At 34.8% G+C, this 20,593-nt stretch carries 11 protein-coding genes; 5 read left to right on the plus strand and 6 right to left on the minus strand.

The annotated features are described in order from the left end of the window. Positions 1-174: 174 nt before the first annotated feature. The 6 genes from QWY92_RS19510 to QWY92_RS19535 all read right to left on the minus strand — a co-directional run bounded on the left by QWY92_RS19510 (position 175) and on the right by QWY92_RS19535 (position 10,603). The gene (locus tag QWY92_RS19510; RefSeq protein WP_290274840.1) at positions 175-1,533 is read right to left on the minus strand and encodes a RagB/SusD family nutrient uptake outer membrane protein; all 1,359 of its coding nucleotides are present in this window, start codon (positions 1,531-1,533) and stop codon (positions 175-177) included. Positions 1,534-1,543: 10 nt separating this feature from the next. Then, positions 1,544-4,735 (minus strand): SusC/RagA family TonB-linked outer membrane protein, encoded by a 3,192-nt coding sequence (locus QWY92_RS19515; RefSeq protein ID WP_290274841.1) that lies wholly within the window; start codon positions 4,733-4,735, stop codon positions 1,544-1,546. 433 nt (positions 4,736-5,168) lie between these two features. Continuing rightward, entirely contained in the window at positions 5,169-6,269 is a 1,101-nt protein-coding gene (locus QWY92_RS19520; RefSeq protein WP_290274843.1) for a polysaccharide lyase family 7 protein, read from the minus strand. 43 nt (positions 6,270-6,312) lie between these two features. Further along, entirely contained in the window at positions 6,313-7,587 is a 1,275-nt protein-coding gene (locus tag QWY92_RS19525; protein WP_290274846.1) for an Nramp family divalent metal transporter, read from the minus strand. Positions 7,588-7,630: 43 nt separating this feature from the next. Continuing rightward, complete coding sequence (gndA, locus tag QWY92_RS19530) at positions 7,631-9,517, minus strand: NADP-dependent phosphogluconate dehydrogenase (RefSeq protein WP_290274849.1); 1,887 nt, start codon at positions 9,515-9,517, stop codon at positions 7,631-7,633. A gap of 36 nt (positions 9,518-9,553) precedes the next feature. Then, a complete protein-coding gene (locus QWY92_RS19535; protein ID WP_290274852.1) occupies positions 9,554-10,603 on the minus strand; it encodes a polysaccharide lyase family 7 protein in 1,050 nt (349 codons plus the stop codon). A 566-nt stretch (positions 10,604-11,169) separates the two neighbouring features. On the opposite strand from QWY92_RS19535, the gene QWY92_RS19540 reads away from it, so the two are divergent. The 5 genes from QWY92_RS19540 to QWY92_RS19560 all read left to right on the plus strand — a co-directional run. Continuing rightward, positions 11,170-11,673, plus strand: coding sequence for a T9SS type A sorting domain-containing protein (locus QWY92_RS19540; protein WP_290274853.1), 504 nt, complete (start codon positions 11,170-11,172; stop codon positions 11,671-11,673). Positions 11,674-11,699: 26 nt separating this feature from the next. Next, the gene (locus tag QWY92_RS19545; RefSeq protein ID WP_290274855.1) at positions 11,700-12,329 is read left to right on the plus strand and encodes a hypothetical protein; all 630 of its coding nucleotides are present in this window, start codon (positions 11,700-11,702) and stop codon (positions 12,327-12,329) included. A 67-nt stretch (positions 12,330-12,396) separates the two neighbouring features. Next, on the plus strand, positions 12,397-18,570 hold the full coding sequence (locus tag QWY92_RS19550) for a beta strand repeat-containing protein (RefSeq protein ID WP_290274856.1): 6,174 nt from the start codon (positions 12,397-12,399) through the stop codon (positions 18,568-18,570). Positions 18,571-18,673: 103 nt separating this feature from the next. Continuing rightward, entirely contained in the window at positions 18,674-20,233 is a 1,560-nt protein-coding gene (locus tag QWY92_RS19555; RefSeq protein WP_290274857.1) for a LamG-like jellyroll fold domain-containing protein, read from the plus strand. Between the two features lie 83 nt (positions 20,234-20,316). Next, on the plus strand, positions 20,317-20,593 hold a 277-nt coding region (locus QWY92_RS19560), incomplete at its 3' end, for a hypothetical protein (RefSeq protein ID WP_290274860.1).

A 20,593-nucleotide genomic window follows, 5' to 3' on the forward strand; every position in this document is an offset into this window, starting at 1 on the left:
AATTGGTACACCAGATTGGTTCGCGAATTTATTAAATTTATGTCACTAACAAAAACAAAACATATTAATTGTCTTCTAGAATTAGAAAAGGTTACCCGCCCTTACCGTATCAAGGTTGGGTAACCTAAAAACCAACTAATTCAGCACTAATTTTTTCTATTTATAATCTAATGTTTAATAGCCTGTATTTTGAGTAATTACACCGTTTGTAGCTGTTATTTCCGTGCTTGGAATAGGAAAAATATAATAATCACTAGAAATGGTTTGTCCCATTTCAGCATCTACAGTTCCTGTTCTAACCAAATCGAACCATCTATGTCCTTCTAAGGCTAGCTCTACTCTTCTTTCTTTCTGAATAGCAGTATCAACATCAGCTTGAGTTACAGCTGTACCAACTAAAGAGGTTAATCCTGCTCTAGTTCTAATAGCATCTAAACCTGCTAAAATAGTTGCAGATTGTGTTCCTGTTGCATTTGTAGATTCGTTTAAAGCTTCTGCATACATTAGAATAACATCAGATAATCTCATTTCTATAAAATCCTGATCGCTGTTACCTCCAGTGTACTTCACTCCTACGCCCTCTACCTCATCAATAGTTAATGCTTTTCTTAAATCTGTACCTCCACCGGAAGCACCACTTGCATCAAAAGCAGCAGTTAAGCGTGAATCTAGAGGTGTAAGGGATTTGGTGTCATTTCCTGCAAACCATCCCACAAATGTAGATGAAGACGACGTACCATCGGCATTTGGAATAGAAGATGATAATTTAGTTGCAAAAATGATTTCTGAACTCTCATCGGTTACCACATCTGCAAAATTAGGTTCTAAAGTTACACCTTCAACTGCGGCATCACCTATAACCTCCGCAAGCATTGTTGCTGCATTGGTAAAATTATCTCTGTACATATATACTTTTCCAAGGAATGCTTTCGCTGCAATTTGAGACGCTCTACCTGTTGCTAACCCTGAGTTTGTTAAACCTGCAATAGCATCTTCTAGATCTGGAATAATAACATTGTTGTAAACATCGGCAACGGGTTGTCTTGTTAGATCAACATCAGGAATCTCTACTACAGATGGCTGAGGTGTTAAAATTATAGAAACATCACCAAAAATCATGACTAACTTAAAGTAAGATAATCCTCTTAAAAATTTAGCCTCATTTACTTGAGTAGCGTCTAATGAATTTTCAATAACATTATTAGCACTTAAGATGGCTTTGTATAAATTACTATAAACTGGGCTAAAAAATGCACCTGCCATATCACCTCCACCTAAATCGGAGTTATAAGTATCGATTGAAGTATGTGGATTTTCTAACATCAACATATTATCTGCTCTAAAATCTCCCATAACCAATTGTGGCATGGCTACTCCTGTTTGATAGTAATAAGCTGCATTTAAAACCGGTTCAAACTCCACCAATTTACTTGCCTCTAAATCTAATTCAGGTGATTGCTCCAAATCATTATCACACGCTGTTAGCAACAACATAGCCGCTACTACTGTATATATAGTTTTTATTTTTTTCATTTTCTCTTAATTAAAAATTAACATTTACACCGAAAGTAAAACTTCTTACAATTGGACTTGCCCCTTCTTGGTATCCGTAAGTCGTTGGACCTCCATAACCATCGTTTTCAATTTCTATCCCTTCCGGGTTGAATGATGTATAATCTTTCCCCATAACATATAACAAATTAGTAGCGGCTAGATATACTCTTAATGAACTTATTCCTATTTTGCTTATAAAATCTGGATTAAGTGTGTAACCTACTGTTAGGTTTCTTAAAGCGATGTATGATGCATCTTGAATCATTGAGCCATGCACATCTCTTGTTTCTAAATAATGCATACCATTATTATCAGCAATTCCATCGTTACCAGGATCAAAGCTAGGAGCTGTAGCATCACGGAAATGAGATTGCCAGTAAATAGGATCTATATTATATACTTCGGCTCCTTGAGATCCTTGAAACTGGAATGAGAAATCGAAATCTTTATAGTTCATATTACTTGATAAACCCCAATAAAAATCTGGAGTTGCAGACCCTAATTTAACATAATCATCTTCATAAGTAATTAGGCCATCTTCGTTTTGATCTACTACATAATGTACACCACTAGTATACCCAATAGTTCTTGTTGGATCTTCAATATAAATAGATTCCACTAAACCTGCACTTTCATAACCCCACATTTCACCAAGTTCGCCACCTACATAGTTTCTAAACTCAGCACCTCTTCCACTTGGTCCTCCATAAATTTGTCGCGGTAACTCATCAACAGAACCTAAACTAGCAATTTTAGTATCAACCGTAGATAAGTTAGCATTCATACTCCATGTAAAATCATCGTTTTGAATAATATTTGCATTCAATTCTAATTCTACACCAGAACTTGTAATATCTCCACGGTTAAGTCTAATTGAAGGTGTACCAAGAACTTCTGAAACACTTTGATTGATTAGCATGTTGTTTACATCAGATGTGTAATAATCTACACTAATTCTGAAACGATTATTTAAGAATCCAGTATCAATACCGTAGTTTGTTTCTTTATTAGTTTGCCAAGTTAAATCTGGATTTGTAACATCTTCAGGAATTAAAAAGCCTGTTCCAAAAGCGGTAGGTGTTGTTCCTAAAATACTTAATGAACTATAAGAACCTAAATCTGAAGAGGTACCCAAAGAACCTGTACTAAACCTAAGTTTTAATAAACTTATTGCTTCATTATCTTGTAAAAAAGATTCTTTATGTACATTCCACCCTAAAGATAATGCTGGGAATACTGCAAATCTTTCATTAGATCCAAAACGAGAATCGCCATCTCTTCTCACAGATGCTGAAAGTAAATAACGATCGTCGTAAGCATAAGCAACTCTACCAAAAATACCACGTCTTGACTGAGTCTCATCTATTCTATTCGAAATAACATCTTCAGCATTAAAATAAGAATAGTTTAAAGGATATCCAAAAGGTACATTAGTTCCATTTGATGAAAGCCCCGTGTATTTAGTATTTACAAACTCCATACCGGCTACAGCAGAAACATCATGCTTATCGGCAAATAACTTTGTATAACTTAATGTTGTTGTACTTAATACAGTAGATTTTTTTATATCAGACATATCCAAACTAGATGATGTAGAACGTTGTTGACCATCTGATAATATGCCATGATATTCATACTCATTAACATCGCGTAAATCTGCTCCAAAAATGGTTTTCACCTTTAAGCCTTCCATAAGCTCATATTCTAAATAAGAACTTACATTTCCATAAAGCGTTTTTTTATAGCGTTGTGAATTATCGAATTTTGAAGCGACACCTGCATCACCTGTTCCTCCAATACCATTTTGATTTCTACCGTAGTGCCAATCGTTTACAACGTCTCCTGGTTGCAAATCATAAATGCTATGCGCATCATAATTTTGACTTAAATCGCCTCTATAATTACTGTCGAAAGATTGTCCGATATTATTACCTGTAAATCCTGAATTGAAAAGTGCTTGTCTCTTAGCATCCAATTGCTGTACAAAATCGATAGATGCTTGTGTATGATAAATAGGACTAATACTATAAGACCTTAAAAGGTCTCTCATTTCCCAAGGCACAATATCTTGGTTACCATAGAACCCATTCATACTTAATCCTGCCTTTAACTTATCGTTTAAAGTCGCATCAATATTCATACGTCCGTTATATCTTTCATAACCTTGTCCTTTTACAATACCATCAGTATTTAAATACCCGAGTGAAGCAAATGCTTTTATATTTTCAGAACCTCCACTAACACTGAAATCATGACTTTGTGAATTACCACTTTGAAAAAGCCAATCTTCCATACTTACAACATCTGGAGCATTAGCGTATGCATCCAATCTATATTCTAACAATCCTGGATCTGTTAAAGAAAGATCATAATTTCCATTTTGTAATTCTTGCGCCCATTCTCCTGCTGTTTTAAGCATATCGATATCTTTTACATACTTTCTTGAAGTACTTGTATAGGCATTGTAGCTAAAATTTAGTTTACCCGATTTACCTTTTTTAGTTGTAATTAAAATTACTCCATTAGCTCCTAAAGAACCATAGATAGCAGCAGAAGCCGCATCTTTTAATACCTCTAAACTTTCAATATCGTTAGGATTTACGGTTGCTAAATTTCCTGAAATAGGAAACCCATCCACAACAATTAAAGGATCGGAATTACTTGAAAGTGAAGAGCCCGCTCTAATTTGAACTTTTAAATCTGATCCTGGTTCTCCACTTTGATTTTGAATATTTACACCAGGTAACTTTCCTGCTAATGCTTCATCCACACGTGAGGTTTGAACTGCAGCAACATCGTCACCTCCTATTTTGGCAACGGCTCCAGTAAGATGTGATTTTTTTGTAGTACCGTAACCTACCACGACCACTTCATCTAATTGTGCAGCATCTTCAACTAAAACGACCTTAAGTGTTTTTTGATTTGTAATAGTAATAGATTGCGAAACATACCCCATATAAGAAAATAGAAGCACATCTCCACTTTTTACATCAATTTGGAATGCCCCATCAAAATCTGTTGCTGTTCCTCTTGTGGTGTTAGAAACAATAACATTAACACCTGGAATAGGCATATTAGCCCCATCGTGTACGGTACCGGATAATTGGTACCCGTCTTGTGCAAATAATGATATATTGAACACCATTATTAACATTAAAAATAGTTTAGTTTTTAAATTCATTGGTTATTTTTTTAGTTTAGTTTAATGCAAGGTAAAACACATTGCTCTGGACAAATTAATCACATAATTTCAGGCACTCTATCTATCATAAATATTTAATTTAATTATTACTATTTAAAAATTAATACGCTTCTTTAATTGGTTTTCCAAATTGGTACTCCAAACTGGTGTACCAAATATATATTAAAAAAATGTTATAGCAAAATATTATATTAATATAATCACCTATAAATCAGACGATACTACAACTTATGGCGTGATTACTGCAAAAATTTGGAATACTACTAATTACGAGTCCATAGAAATACCGCGTAATTTTAAATAGTTTTTAATATTATTGAACACAACTCCAACGTAAATTATTATAATGAATTAGGCTATCAGCCACATAGTCGTTTTCGTATGAATATCAAATCCTGATATGACCAGCTATTTAATCATTTTTAGAAAAATATTCTTCATTGGAAACAGCATCATCACTTACGTATATACTTCCAGTTTTAAACCAAACTTCAGCATAGTTACCATCGGCATATTGTTTTTCAATATCACCACCATGAGTTTCTGCTCCAGAACACCAATTTTTATTGACTTCTGCTGATTTTCCATTGGTTTGATTATAAGCACCAAGTTTGAAAAAACACCCCTCGCCGGTATATGCTTCCTGACGTTCTACGCCATCTTGACCTATTGGTACAAATAACTTCTGTGTTTGCTCAGGTATATCTGCAGCTGTTGTGTATTCCGATTCAATTAAGTTTTTTGTAAACGTTTTGGTTTCATGATCTTTACTTGTGAATTTCAAGTTCATAATACCATCTTTTACTTCAATTTCATAACTAAATTCTTCACCTAAAGCAATACCATCTTTTGGTTCTTCGGGATATGTATTTGCTTCTGCACCAACAACTGAAAAGTCGTTACCCCAAACCGCCGTAGAATAATCCCATCTTCCAGAATTATCATCACCTGCCGTATTAATTTCATAATGCCAAAACACAGAACCTTTTGTATGTCCTGGGAATTTTTTGTAGAATATTTTAAGAGGTTCATTCTCGTGTTTATCCGCACTATGAATTTGTCCCACAACTACAGCATGCGAAGCTGCAACACGAGCATCACCCGTAGCAGACACATTCATGACTTTCAATGTTGCCGTCAATTTATCGTTAGCTGTTTTTGGATACCACTTTTTTACTTGTGCTAATTCTGTCCTTGTATTGTTTGAAGTTCCATGCGTGTCTCCACCATTTGGCGCTTTAAAAACAACCCAATCATTAGTGCCATCATTGGCTGTGTAAAAGAAGTCTTTGTTTTCAAAATTATTTGCAATACCAACGTTTGAACCATCGCCTAAAATTAATTTCCAATCATCAAAAAATGGAATTACATCACTAGCATAAACGGTTTGTATTACTTCATCTTTATTGTTTTCTTTAACATCTTTTTTAGTTTCATTTTTACAACTGTTTAGGGTTAGAAAAATACTTAAAACGATGAGCGTGGTGGTGGTTGAAATGTTTTTTGTATTCATTTTATTATGGTTTAGTTTGTTTTTATTTGTACTCCATTACGTATTAGAAATATTCTAAAAGTGCGACGATTCCGTTATATGAAATCACTAAAGAAAAGAACAGTGCTGCATACAATCCGATGTAAACACCTAAGCTCGTTTTATAATCTTTCATGACTTTTTTATTGCTCAGCATCAGGATAATACCAAGTACAACAATTGGCAACACAAAAACATTAAATACTTGAGATAGAATTTGAATTTCAATAGGATTTGCTCCAAATGCAGGACCAATTAGAGCTACCATACACGCTACAGCCGTTATAATTCTAAACTGACGCGAATTGGTATCTAATTCTCCCGATTGATAATCTGCAATTAGTAATGGCGCTATTAATAAACACGGAAAAATAGAAGATAAACCTGCACTTAATGCACCAAAAAAGAAAATAGAAACGGCCCACTTACCAGCAACAGGTTCTAGTGTATTAGCCATATCTAAAACTTGTGAAACTTCTTTACCTTGATAAAATAAAGCTCCTGCCGCTACTGCCATAATAACGGCACTAATTACAAATATTAAAATGGCAGCGGTAATGGAATCTTTTTTCTGTTGATCTAAATTTTTAATAGTCCAACCTTTTCCTTTTACAAAGAGTGGTCGAGATAGAAATGTAGCCGAAGCCATGGTGGTACCAACAAACGCCGCAACGAGCATTTTACCGCCAGGAACATCTGGTATAGTGGGCAATAAGCCTTTAACTACATCTATAGAAAGTGGCTGCACAAAACATAATGAAAGTACAAATGAGAACCCCATTAAGGTTACAAAAACTACCAATATTTTCTCAAAAAATGTGTACTTACCAACGAGCATTAATAAGTAAAACGTAACAATAATTATAATGGCTGTTATTAAAACAGTTTCATACTTATAAGCACTTAATCCTTCAAAATTAATGGCTAATATTTCGTAAATAATGTTTGATGAAATCCCTAAAATTCCCATTAATGAATTCCATTGCCCAAACGTAATGCCAACAATAATTAATATGGCTAAAATTTTTCCAAATTTTAAATGTTTTTTAAATCCGTAAAGTGCTGTTTCACTTGTAAGTAATGCATAATTACCGTAAGCAAACATTAAAACTCCCGAAAAAATACAACTAATTAGAAGTACCCATAATAATTGCATATTAAATTTACTTCCGGCGACAATCATCGAGGTTACGCTACCTGTACCTATGGTATAACCGATAGCAAAAATACCTGGACCAAAGCCCAAAACTATAGCTACAATTTTTTGCAATAAAGATTTCTTCTCTTTTAATTCAGACATTATATTTAGTTTAGTTTGGTGTATTTAGTTAAAAATGGAGTGGTTAATTCCAGTTGGTATGGTGAAACTTACCAGTATCATCATCGATACGTTGATAAGTATGTGCTCCAAAATAATCGCGTTGCGCTTGAATTATATTTGCTGAAGAATTTGAGATTGTATAAGCATTTAAAAAATTAACAGACTCACTTAAACAGGATGCCGTTAACTCGTTCAAAATACATTGAGAAACTACTTTATTTATAGAAGGTTTTAGAGCTTTCAGTTTATTAATAATGGTAGCGTGTTTTAAAATATTATCATCCGTTTTTAAAATTGGAATTAATTCTACCATAAAATCAGATTTAATAATACAACCATTGGTCCAAATACGAGCAATTTCACTTAAGTTCAATTCCCAATTATAAGTTCTTCCTGCTTCAGAAATCAGTTTAATACCTTGATAATGATTAATAATTCTTGCAAACTGATAAGCATTTAAAACATCTTGAAGATCTAAATGCAATGACGATGGGTTTATATTGAAGTTTTTACTAGCCCAAAGCCTTTCCTCTTTATAAAACGACGTATAGCGCGCAAATAATGCCGACGCGATTAAAGTACTTGGAGCGCCTAATTGCGCTGTGGCTATAGTAGTCCAATTACCTGTACCTTTATTTCCTGCCTTATCTACTATTTTATTTACTAACCAATCATCTCCATCCTTTTTTCTTAAAATATCTATAGTAATACCCAATAAATAACTATCAGCTTCGGCTTTCCATGATTCTAAAATATTGGCAATTTCATCAGGATTATTTCCCATGGCTTTAAGAATAGTGTAAACTTCTGCCAACAATTGCATCTCTACGTATTCAATACCATTATGGACCATTTTAACAAAATGCCCACTACCTTCTTCACCTATATATGTACAACAAGGCAGGTTATTAGCATCTTTGGCAGCGATACTTTCCAAATACGGTTTTATTAAATTATACGTTTCTTTATTTCCGCCAGGCATAATAGAAGGCCCTATTAATGCGCCTTGCTCTCCTCCAGAAACTCCAACACCAATAAAATTGATCTGTTTTGATTTTAAATAATCGTAACGATCTTTAGTTTTTAAGTAATTTGAATTTCCTCCATCAATCAAGATATCGCCATCTGATAAAAAGGGAATTAAATCTTTAATAACTAAATCCGTTATCTTACCGGCATTCACCATGAGCATAATACGTCTTGGTGTTTGTAATGAATTTACGAATGCTTCGATATCAGAATAAGCCTGAGTTGTCTCAAGTTCCTTATATGCTTTTTTGAAATTTATAGCAACATCTTCTTCCGTTCCTTTTTCTTCTCTATTAAACACCGAAATTTTAAATCCTTTTTGAGCCAAGTTTCTACTTAAACTCTTTCCCATGACGCCTAGTCCAAATAATCCGAATTCTGATTTCATCTTTATTTTATTTGCAATTTTTTCAACAATGTCTTCTGGATTTAAACCAATATTTACAACAAAAGCATTTTCCGGTGCTTCTAAAGTATCAAACTGCGATTGCAATAAATTGGAAGACATAAAATGGTTCTCTCGTTTATTTAATCGCCCTAAAATTTGATCAAAGCTTCCTGCTAAATGAATCCATTTTACTTGATTCTGAATACCTCTATTTAAAATTTCTCTGTAAGATTTCTTTAAAGCTGAACAAACAATAATGCAGTTACTGTCTTCTAATTGCCTTTTTGCTAACTCGTTAAGTGTAACCAACCAACCATGGCGATCATCATCATTTAATGGCACGCCACTACTCATTTTATCTATATTTGATTGCGGATGAAAATCGTCACCATCAAAAAAAGGAATATCCAGTTTTTTAGATAATAGCTGTGCAATGGTGCTTTTGCCGCAGCCCGAAACCCCCATGATAAAGATGACATTGTTCAAATTCATAAAATATTTAAATACGCTTTATAACTTTAAATACTATTATTTTTTACTCGGTGCAGTACCCGCTCCTACTGTTGCGTTTTTAAACCAGACTTCAGCATAACATCCATTGGCATATTGTTTTGCGATGTCTCCATTATAAGTTTCAGATCCTGTACTCCAAACGATGTTATCTTCTGGGTTCTTGCCATTAGTTTGGTTATACGCACCTTGTTTAAAATTTTGTAATTCCCCAGCATAAGCCTGGTCTCGTTCAACTCCATCACGACCAATTGCAGCGTATAATGTCCATATTTGTTCAGGAATATCTTCTTTTTTAGCAAATTCAGATTTTATCAAGTTTTTAGTGAATGTTTTGGTTTCGTGACCTTCACTCTTAAAAGTAAGATACATAATTCCATTATAAACATTTATTTCATAGCTGAATTCTTCTCCTAGAGCAATACCATCTTTTGGTTCTTCGGGTGATATCGTTGGACTCGACCCCACAACAGACATGTCATACCCCCAAACTGCGGTAGAATAATCCCATCTTCCAGAATTATCATCACCAGCTGTATTAATCTCATAATTCCAAAAAACAGAACCTTTGGTGTGGCCAGGGAATTTTTTATAAAAGATTTTTAAAGGCTCGTTTTCATGTCCTTCATTACCATGAATTTGTCCAACTACCACTGAATAAGAAGCGGCAACTCTTGCATCTCCAGACGTTGAAACATGCATTACTTTTAACGACCCCGTTAATTTACCGCCAGTTTCTGTAGTCCAATATTTTTTTTGTCCTAATTCTGTTCTCGTATTGCTGGAAGTTCGAGATGTAATCCCGGAATTTGGTGTTTTATATACTACCCAATCCGTTTTGTTATCATTTGTAACATAAAAATAATCTTTATGCTCAATATTGGCTAGTTCTTCAAACTTGGTTCCATCGCCACAGAGCATACGCCATTGATCCATAAATGGTATAACATCACTTGGATAAACAGTAGCTTTTGACTCTATTTTAGTCGTTTTTTGTGTAGTATCCCTGCAGCTATAACTTAATGCTACAACAGCAAACATTGAAAAAAATAGTAATGATGATTTCATAATTCTAAGATTCATTTTATATTTTCTATTCATTGTAACATTCATGATATTAGATACTAATGAGTCACATTTCAAATTAACAATTGTAAAAAAGTGAACTTATTATGGTTAAAAAATATTTGGTACACCAATCTGGTGTACCAAATATAACAATAAATATTTATAAATGCTTACAAAAGAAAAAAAACTCATATGGTGAAGTAAAAATTATTCATTTCAATAAAAAAGCACAACGTTGCTCTTAAAAATTTACTTTAAGTTATAAGCCTTGCGATTAATTAAACTGACTGGCTTCCATCATTTTAAACTTCAATAAATACCCCGTTCTAGGAAGAATACAACCATAACATATTCATAATCAAATAAAAATAAATTTTATTCGTGCCTAAAAAGAAGAAAAACACGATTTATCAAACTTACATACTTGTAGAAAATATTTTTAAATTATCGATAAAGTCACTAATAAAACCGATTAAATGAAAAATAATTATATATTTGACAGAATATTATTTTAATATTCTATCAAATAACTTAACCAAACACCCAAAAAAACACCTAACCCTACTATGAAACACGTTCTATTATTATGTTTTTGTTGTGCTTTTCTGCAGCAAGTTTCATCGCAATCCAACTCTATATTAAGATCTACTACTGGAGTGTCTGGAGCTTCAAATGTTATTGTAAATGCTAATGAAACATATACTATCCAACAAAGTATTGGACAAACAAGTGCTATTGGTACTTTTAATAATGACAATTACACGCTTAGGCAAGGGTTTATTCAACCTAATATTTTGTCTAAAATAGTAGAAAAAAATATTCCGATAAACCTACAGTTAACTTTATATCCAAATCCTTTTGACGAACAAATTTCTTTAGCCTTTACTGATAATATTAAAGGAGAAATAATTGTAACAGTATATAATATTCTTGGCGCTAAAGTATATAACCATAACTATCAACCTCTTCAAAAAATAGATGTTAGGTTAGATTTGCTATCTACTGGAGAATATATTTTGAAAACCATTGCTAACAACAAGCAATTCATAACCAAGATTATAAAAAAATAACCCCCAATTTCATAAACCTATAAAAAATGAACATTAAAAGGATCTTGCCATTAATATTGCTTTTTTCTATATCTACTGTTGTATCTGCACAACAAATATTTTTAGAAACAGGAAAAACCTCATCGTCATTCATCTATAAAAATTCGCAAGGTGTAGCATTTGAAAATTTACAAGCAACCAACCACACTTTTATGACCATGGGTTATAGAACTCAAGTTTTTGTTGAAAAATTAAAGACCTCTTTAAGTATTGGTTATTTCGGTTATGGAGCAACTGGAAGTGACCATACTTTGGAAGGAATTCTGGATTGGAATATTAACTATTTAGAAGTTAGTGGCGGTTTAGACTATAGTTTATATGCGATAAAGAAAACGGAGTTCTATTTAAAAGGCATGCTTTCTACCGGATTTTTTATTCAAGGCACACAAAGTTTAAATAATGAAATTATTAATCTTAAAAACACCGATGACTTCAATAAGACCATGATTAGTTTTAAAACCGGAGCTGGTGTTTTACATTCTGTCTCAAAAGAATTATCATTATACATACAGTATTTATTCGGAAAAAGCGTAAACCAAGCTAATGATAATGAATCTTTAAAAATTAAAAGTCATAATGTTGGCTTTGGAGTGCTCATAGAATTATTCAACAAATAGAATAAAACAATTTCAGTTAAAAGTCAACCATAAAATATACAAAGAACCTAACCTAACCAATAATCTTATGAAAAAACTAATACTACTATTCTTACTTATTGCTGCTAATCTCCAGGGTTTTTCTCAAACTCCAGGAATTAGTTACCAAGCCGTAATTTTAAATCCTGACATAAAAGAACTTCCTGGCGCAAATGCTCAAACAAGTATTTTAGCTAATAGTGAATTAATGGTTCGGTTTACCGTTATTGACGACCTCAACAATCACGAGTATCAAGAATACCATCAAACCACTACGGATGCTTATGGAATGATTAATTTACTTATAGGACATGGAACGGCAACAACTTCTAATAATTTTGAAGATATTCAATGGACTGGGTTCGCTAAACAATTGAAAGTAGAAATTGATTTTTCAGGAATTGGTAATAATTTTACATCCTTAAGTGAGCAAGCACTTACTTTTATGCCGCAACCCGCAATTGGTCAAGATGCAAAGGCTATTTTGGGCAACACGGCAGGTATCACAGGTGAATTAGCGAGAGCCAAAACTGCTGAAGCGGCAATTCAATTAGATGTAGATACTAATGAAACAGCTAGTAATACTGCCGATGCCACTTTACAAAGTAATATAGATACCGTTCAAGCCGATGTTAATGCAAATAAAACGGCTACAAACACAGCTATCGCTGCAGTACAATCTGACGTTAATGCAAACGAAACAGCTCGTAATTCTGCTGATGCCACTCTACAAAGTAATATAGATAGCGTTCAAGCCGATGTTAATGCAAATAAAACGGCTACAAACACAGCTATCGCTGCAGTACAATCTGACGTTAATGCAAACGAAACAGCTAGTAATACTGCCGATGCCACTCTACAAAGTAATATAGATAGCGTTCAAGCTGATGTTAATGCAAATGAGACGGCTACAAATAATAAATTAGATTTAAAAGTAGATAAAGTAACAGGAAAGGGTTTATCAACTGAAGATTACTCCACTACTGAAAAAACAAAATTAGCAGCTATTACAGGTTCTAATACAGGTGATCAAGATTTAAGTAGTTACGCAACCACCACAAATTTAGACCTAAAAGCAAATAGCGCTTCTCCTACTTTCACAGGAACGGTTTCAGGAATCACTTCAAGCATGGTCGGTTTAGCAAATGTAGATAATACATCTGATGCCAATAAGCCAGTTTCAACAGCAACACAAACTGCTTTAGACTCAAAAGTTGATAAAGTAACAGGAAAAGGTTTATCAACTGAAGATTACTCAACAACTGAAAAAACGAAATTAGCAGCTATCACAGGTTCCAATACAGGTGATCAAGATTTAAGTGGTTATGCAACAAACACGAATTTAGACTTAAAAGCAAATAGTGCTTCTCCTACTTTCACAGGAAGGGTTTCAGGAATAACTTCAAGCATGGTTGGATTAGCTAATGTAGATAATACAAGTGATGCTAATAAACCAGTTTCAACAGCAACACAAACTGCTTTAGATTCAAAAGTTGATAAAGTAACAGGAAAGGGTTTATCAACTGAAGATTACTCCACTACTGAAAAAACAAAATTAGCAGCTATCACAGGTTCTAATACAGGTGATCAAGATTTAAGTAGCTATGCAACAAACACGAATTTAGACTTAAAAGCAAATAGCGCTTCGCCTACTTTCACAGGAACAGTTTCAGGAATCACTTCAAGTATGGTCGGTTTAGCAAATGTAGATAATACATCTGATGCTAATAAGCCAGTTTCAACAGCAACACAAACTGCTTTAGATTCAAAAGTTGATAAAGTAACTGGAAAGGGTTTATCAACTGAAGATTATTCAACAATTGAAAAAACAAAATTAGCTGCAATCACAGGTTCTAATACAGGTGATCAAGATTTAAGTAGCTATGCAACAAACACGAATTTAGACTTAAAAGCAAATAGTGCTTCTCCTACTTTCACAGGAACGGTTTCAGGAATAACTTCAAGCATGGTTGGATTAGCTAATGTAGATAATACATCTGATGCTAATAAACCAGTTTCAACAGCAGGACAAACAGCTTTAGATTTAAAAGTAGATAAAGTAACAGGAAAAGGTTTATCAACTGAAGATTACTCAACAACTGAAAAAACGAAATTAGCAGCTATTACAGGTTCTAATACAGGTGATCAAGATTTAAGTAGCTATGCAACCACAACAAACTTAGATTTAAAAGCAAATAGCGCTTCTCCTACTTTCACAGGAACAGTTTCAGGGATCACTTCAAGTATGGTCGGTTTAGCAAATGTAGATAACACATCTGATGCCAATAAGCCAATTTCAACAGCAACACAAACTGCTTTAGATTTAAAAGTTGATAAAGTAACAGGAAAGGGTTTATCAACTGAAGATTACTCCACTTCTGAAAAAACGAAATTAGCAGCTATTACAGGTTCTAATACAGGTGATCAAGATTTAAGTGGTTATGCAACTACAACAAACTTAGATTTAAAAGCAAATAGCGCTTCTCCTACTTTCACAGGAACAGTTTCAGGAATAACTTCAAACATGGTTGGTTTAGCAAATGTAGATAACACATCTGATGCCAATAAGCCAGTTTCAACAGCAACACAAACTGCTTTAGACTCAAAAGTTGATAAAGTAACAGGAAAAGGTTTATCAACTGAAGATTACTCAACAACTGAAAAAACGAAATTAGCAGCTATTACAGGTTCTAATACAGGTGATCAAGATTTAAGTAGCTATGCAACCACCACAAATTTAGACCTAAAAGCAGACATCGCCTCACCTACTTTCACAGGAACCCCGCTAGCTCCAACAGCTACAGCAGGAACCAATACTACGCAAATTGCAACAACAGCCTTCGTTACATCACAAGTAGCTAATTATTTACCTCTGTCTGGAGGAGAACTTACAGGTGCATTATCTGGAACAACGGGTACTTTCTCTTCCTCTTTAGTTTCTGGGGGATTAAATTTACGAAATACCACTAAAGAATGGGCTTTAGGTTTTAATGGAGATGGTTTAGCATTACATCAAGGCGGATGTTGTAACAGGTTAACAATCGATACAGATGGTAATTTTGGAATTGGAGCCAATTATACACCTAGCTATAAACTAGATGTTGAAGGTGATGCTAGATTTACAAGTACAGTTACAGGTAATTCTTTCGTAAAATCAGGAGGAACCTCTTCTCAGTTTTTAAAGGGTGATGGCTCAGTTGATGCAACTGCATATGCACCTTTAGCTTCTCCTACTTTCACAGGAACGGTTTCAGGAATCACTTCAAACATGGTTGGTTTAGGAAATGTAGATAACACATCTGATGCCAATAAGCCAGTTTCAACAGCAACACAAACTGCTTTAGATTTAAAAGTTGATAAAGTAACAGGAAAGGGTTTATCAACTGAAGATTATTCAACAATTGAAAAAACAAAATTAGCAGCTATCACAGGTTCCAATACAGGCGACCAAGATTTAAGTGGTTATGCAACAAACACGAATTTAGACCTAAAAGCAGACATCGCTTCACCAACTTTTACAGGAACGGTAAGTGGAATAACTTCAGCGATGGTCGGTTTAGCAAATGTAGATAATACAAGTGATGCTAATAAACCAGTTTCAACAGCAGGACAAACGGCTTTAGATTTAAAAGTTGATAAAGTAACAGGAAAGGGTTTATCAACTGAAGATTACTCCACTACTGAAAAAACGAAATTAGCAGCTATCACAGGTTCTAATACAGGTGATCAAGATTTAAGTGGTTATGCAACTACAACAAACTTAGATTTAAAAGCAAATAGCGCTTCTCCTACTTTCACAGGAACGGTTTCAGGAATCACTTCAAACATGGTTGGTTTAGCAAATGTAGATAATACATCTGATGCCAATAAGCCAGTTTCAACAGCAACACAAACTGCTTTAGATTCAAAAGTTGATAAAGTAGCAGGAAAAGGTTTATCAACTGAAGATTATTCAACAATTGAAAAAACAAAATTAGCAGCTATTACAGGTTCTAATACAGGTGATCAAGATTTAAGTAGCTATGCAACAAACTCGAATTTAGACCTAAAGGCAGACATCGCCTCGCCAACTTTTACAGGAACGGTAAGTGGAATAACTTCAGCGATGGTCGGTTTGGCAAATGTAGATAATACATCGGATGCTAATAAACCAGTTTCAACAGCAGGACAAACGGCTTTAGATTTAAAAGCTAATTTAGATTCACCAACCTTTACAGGTACGCCTTTAGCACCAACCGCTGTAGCAGGAACGAGTACAACGCAGTTGGCAACAACCGCATTTGTTTCTGAAGCTTTTGATACGGTGATTTCTAATGGTGTAGCGGCTCAGACACTAGCTATAGGTGATTTCGTTGGAGGTGGTGTTGTATTTTGGGTAGATCCAGTGGATAACTCAAAGGGGCTAGTTTGTTCTATTGATGACCAAAGCAATGGAATCCAATGGTACAACGGCTCATATTTAACCACCGGAGCAACCGGAACCGCTGTAGAAACAGGAGCAAGTAACACGGATGCCATTATAGCCGTCCAAGGAGCTACAGAAACAAATTATGCAGCTGGTCTGGCAAGAGCATACAATGGAGGTGGCTTTACCGACTGGTATCTGCCCTCAAAAGACGAATTATATCAGATATCTATTAACAGAGCAGCTATTAATGGAATCATCATAACAAATGGAGGCGTCGATTTTGGTGGGGGTTCTAGTTCCTATTGGAGTTCTACGGAGACAGGTTCCAGTGCATGGGCATTGTTTTTCGGCAATCGTCATCAGCAGAGTTTTAATAAAAATTCTATCAGAAGGGTTCGTGCGGTTCGAGCTGTAGGTTTTCCAGCTATAAGTTCTTTAACTACAATTACGGCGGAACAAGCAGCACAAAATACAGCGATAGATTTAAAAGTAGATAAAGTAACAGGAAAGGGCTTATCAACTGAAGATTACTCAACCTCTGAAAAAACGAAATTAGCAGCGATCACAGGTTCCAATACAGGTGATCAAGATTTGAGTAGCTATGCAACAAACTCGAATTTAGATTTAAAAGCAAATATTGCATCACCAACCTTTACTGGAACAGTTACTATTCCATCTCTAATTGCAGGAACTTATACGTTTCCATCAACTGATGGTACTACAGGTCAAGTATTAGCAACTAATGGCTCTGGTCTTTTAGCATGGAGTACCCCTGCTGCTGGCGCGACTAATATTAATGAGTTGACCGATGCATTGGTAAGTAGCACTTCTTTATTTCTAGGTAATATTCCTAGTAACATAAACAATAGTGATGCAACGTATAATGTTGCTGTGGGTAAAGTAGCTTTAAATGCCATAACAATTGGAGATTTTAATGTTGCAATGGGCGAAGGAGCTCTAGAAACATTAACTACTGGAAGCAATAATGTGGCTTTGGGTTATAATACGTTAGTACGCAACGAGGCAGGAAATCATAATACAGCCGTTGGTTGGAATGCTTTGGAAAAAAACACGGTCAATTATAATACTGCATATGGCTATTCCGCTTTAAGAAAAACCAATACAGGAACGCAAAATACAGCAACCGGACCTTATGCCTTGTTTTATAACACCACAGGAGGTTATAATACCGCAAATGGAATGGAATCCTTGTATGCAAATAGTACCGGAAATTATAATACAGCATATGGTTATAACTCTCTTGGTCAGAATACAACTGGTAGTTATAATGTTGCAATGGGAGAAAGCGCAGGAAAATACACGCAAAATGGTACTAACTCGAATCAAGTTGGGTCTTATAACGTATTTATTGGAGCTAATTCTAAATCTTTAACATCAAGTAATCAAAACCAAATTGTTATTGGATACGATGCCATAGGTGGAGGATCTAACACTATTCAATTGGGGAATACATCTATCACAGATGTAAATACAAGTGGAGCAATTACTGCCCTTTCCTATATCAAATCTGGAGGTACATCTTCTCAGTATTTAATGGCAGATGGTTCTGTTTCAACAGGAGCTGCAGCAGTTAGAGAAGTTGCTGATGAATTTACTGCAACAGCAAGCCAAACAAGTTTCACCTTAACACAAGCACCATCACCAAACAGCAAAGTAAAAATGTATATAAACGGTATAAGAATTAGTAATACTGCTTATAGCACAAGCGGAGTAACTTTAACTTATCTGCCTGCAAATAATGGCGGGTATGCTTTAGCTTCAGGAGATAGAATTCAATTCGATTTTTATTATTAAAAAATTAATGTTTCAAAAAAAGCAAAATATGTATCGATTTTTATTCCATCTAAAAAAAACAGTGTGTTTCCTGAGTCTTTTTGCTCTATTTGCAATTAATAACATGATTCAGGCACAAAATGCACTTGAATTCAATGGTACCAATAATTATGTTGAAATTCCATATGCTGCAACAAATAATTCTGCGCAATTTACTGTAGAATTTTGGGCACGAGTTGATAGCGGAACGGGTGCGTACAGGGCTCCATTAAGTAATAGAGCAGACGGGCCGTTAAGAGGCTACAATTTTTACGCAAATAGTTCAAACCTTTGGGAATTTACAGTTGGTAGTGGTGGTTCTGTATGGGAATATTTCCCAGGACCTGCAGTTGTTATTGGTGCGTGGACGCACTTGGCGGCAACTTATGATGGATCTATCTATCGTTTTTATGTGAATGGTGTTTTGGTTGGTACTCCTCTTGTAGCAGGCTATTCTCCTAATACAGCAAAACCTATGAGAATAGGCGCAGGAACTACCGAAACAACCCCTGAATTTTTCTTTCCTGGAGCTGTAGATGAAGTTAAAGTTTGGAATTACGCTCGATCTGAAAGTGAAATCAATGATAATAAAAACACTAATTTACCCGTGCCTCAAACCGGGCTTGTATCTTATTATCGATTTGAAGATGGATCAGCAACTAGTAAAACCGGAAATAATGATGGAAATTTAATTAATAGCCCTACTCTAGTTACTGGAGTAAATATTGCGACTACAGCACCTACAGTTATTTCTGGAACATCTGAAGTTTGTATAGACGACAGCACCACATTGACAGCCTCTGGCGGAACTACTAATTTAAATGTAGTGGATGTTTGGTATGCTGATACATGCGGCGGTGAAGCTTTTTCTGAGGGTTGGGATACGCAACCCTATACCACTGAATCAATCACAGTTAATTCTACAACCAATGGAATTTTAAATGTGACTTCTACTACAACAGACCCTATAATTAACATGTATGGTATTGGTTCTTTCGACCCTTTAGTCAATAAATATATAAATATTCGATACAAGGTTGTTTCAGGAACAGCTAATCATGCTCAAATTTTCTTTTTAAATTCTACTAATACAACAGCTAGTGGTAATTATTATTTAGATGTGCCATTAATATCTGACAATACATGGCGAATTGCAACTTTAAACATGTCATTAAAAGCAGATAACACAGTAAATCCTAAATGGATAGAAAGTAATATAACGGGATGGCGATTTGACTTTGCTACAAATAGTGGTGTGACTATGGATATTGATTTTATCGAATTAGGATCTAGTCCAATTATAGAAACAGGATCTTCCATAATTGTAACACCAAATACAGATACTACATACCATGTAAAGAGAAAAGGCCCCAACGCTAATACCACCTGTATTTCTCAAGTAGTAACTGTAAATACGCGTCCAACACCAAGCTTTACAACACAACCAGCAGGAATCATTCCGATAAATACCGATGTAACATATATTACTGAAACAGGCAAAACAAATTACAGTTGGAGTATTCCAGGTGTTTTGAATACCGATTATTCTATAGTATCAGGAGGAACAGTTTTAGATGATAATTTGACTCTAAAATGGTTGTCCTATGGAAATAAAACGGTGGCTGTAAATTATGAAAAACTCTAATGCTTGTTTGGCGGCAACATCAATATCATCAAACTTCACTAATGTATTAGTGGAAGTGGTTACTAAGTATGGAGGTGTAAGCTATGCCGGAGATCTTGTGCTGTAAGTATAAAGGGCGCTTTAGGTGTAGGTGTGCTGTAAATAAACATGGAGCATATAATTATACAGGAAGCGTATTGGCTGTTGGAGACTCTTATGAGGGCGGTATTTGTGGTTATATTTTTACAGCCTGGAGACCCTGGGTCGATGCCGACGTTCAGCATGGATTAATCATTTCAGCTTCAGACCAAAGCAATCGTGTAAAACAATGGAACTTATGGTCAAGAGTAATGGACCACAGTATGAAACTCCTGTTGATAT

This window comes from Algibacter miyuki (genome assembly GCF_030409805.1).
Classification (GTDB): Bacteria; Bacteroidota; Bacteroidia; order Flavobacteriales; family Flavobacteriaceae; genus Algibacter; species Algibacter miyuki.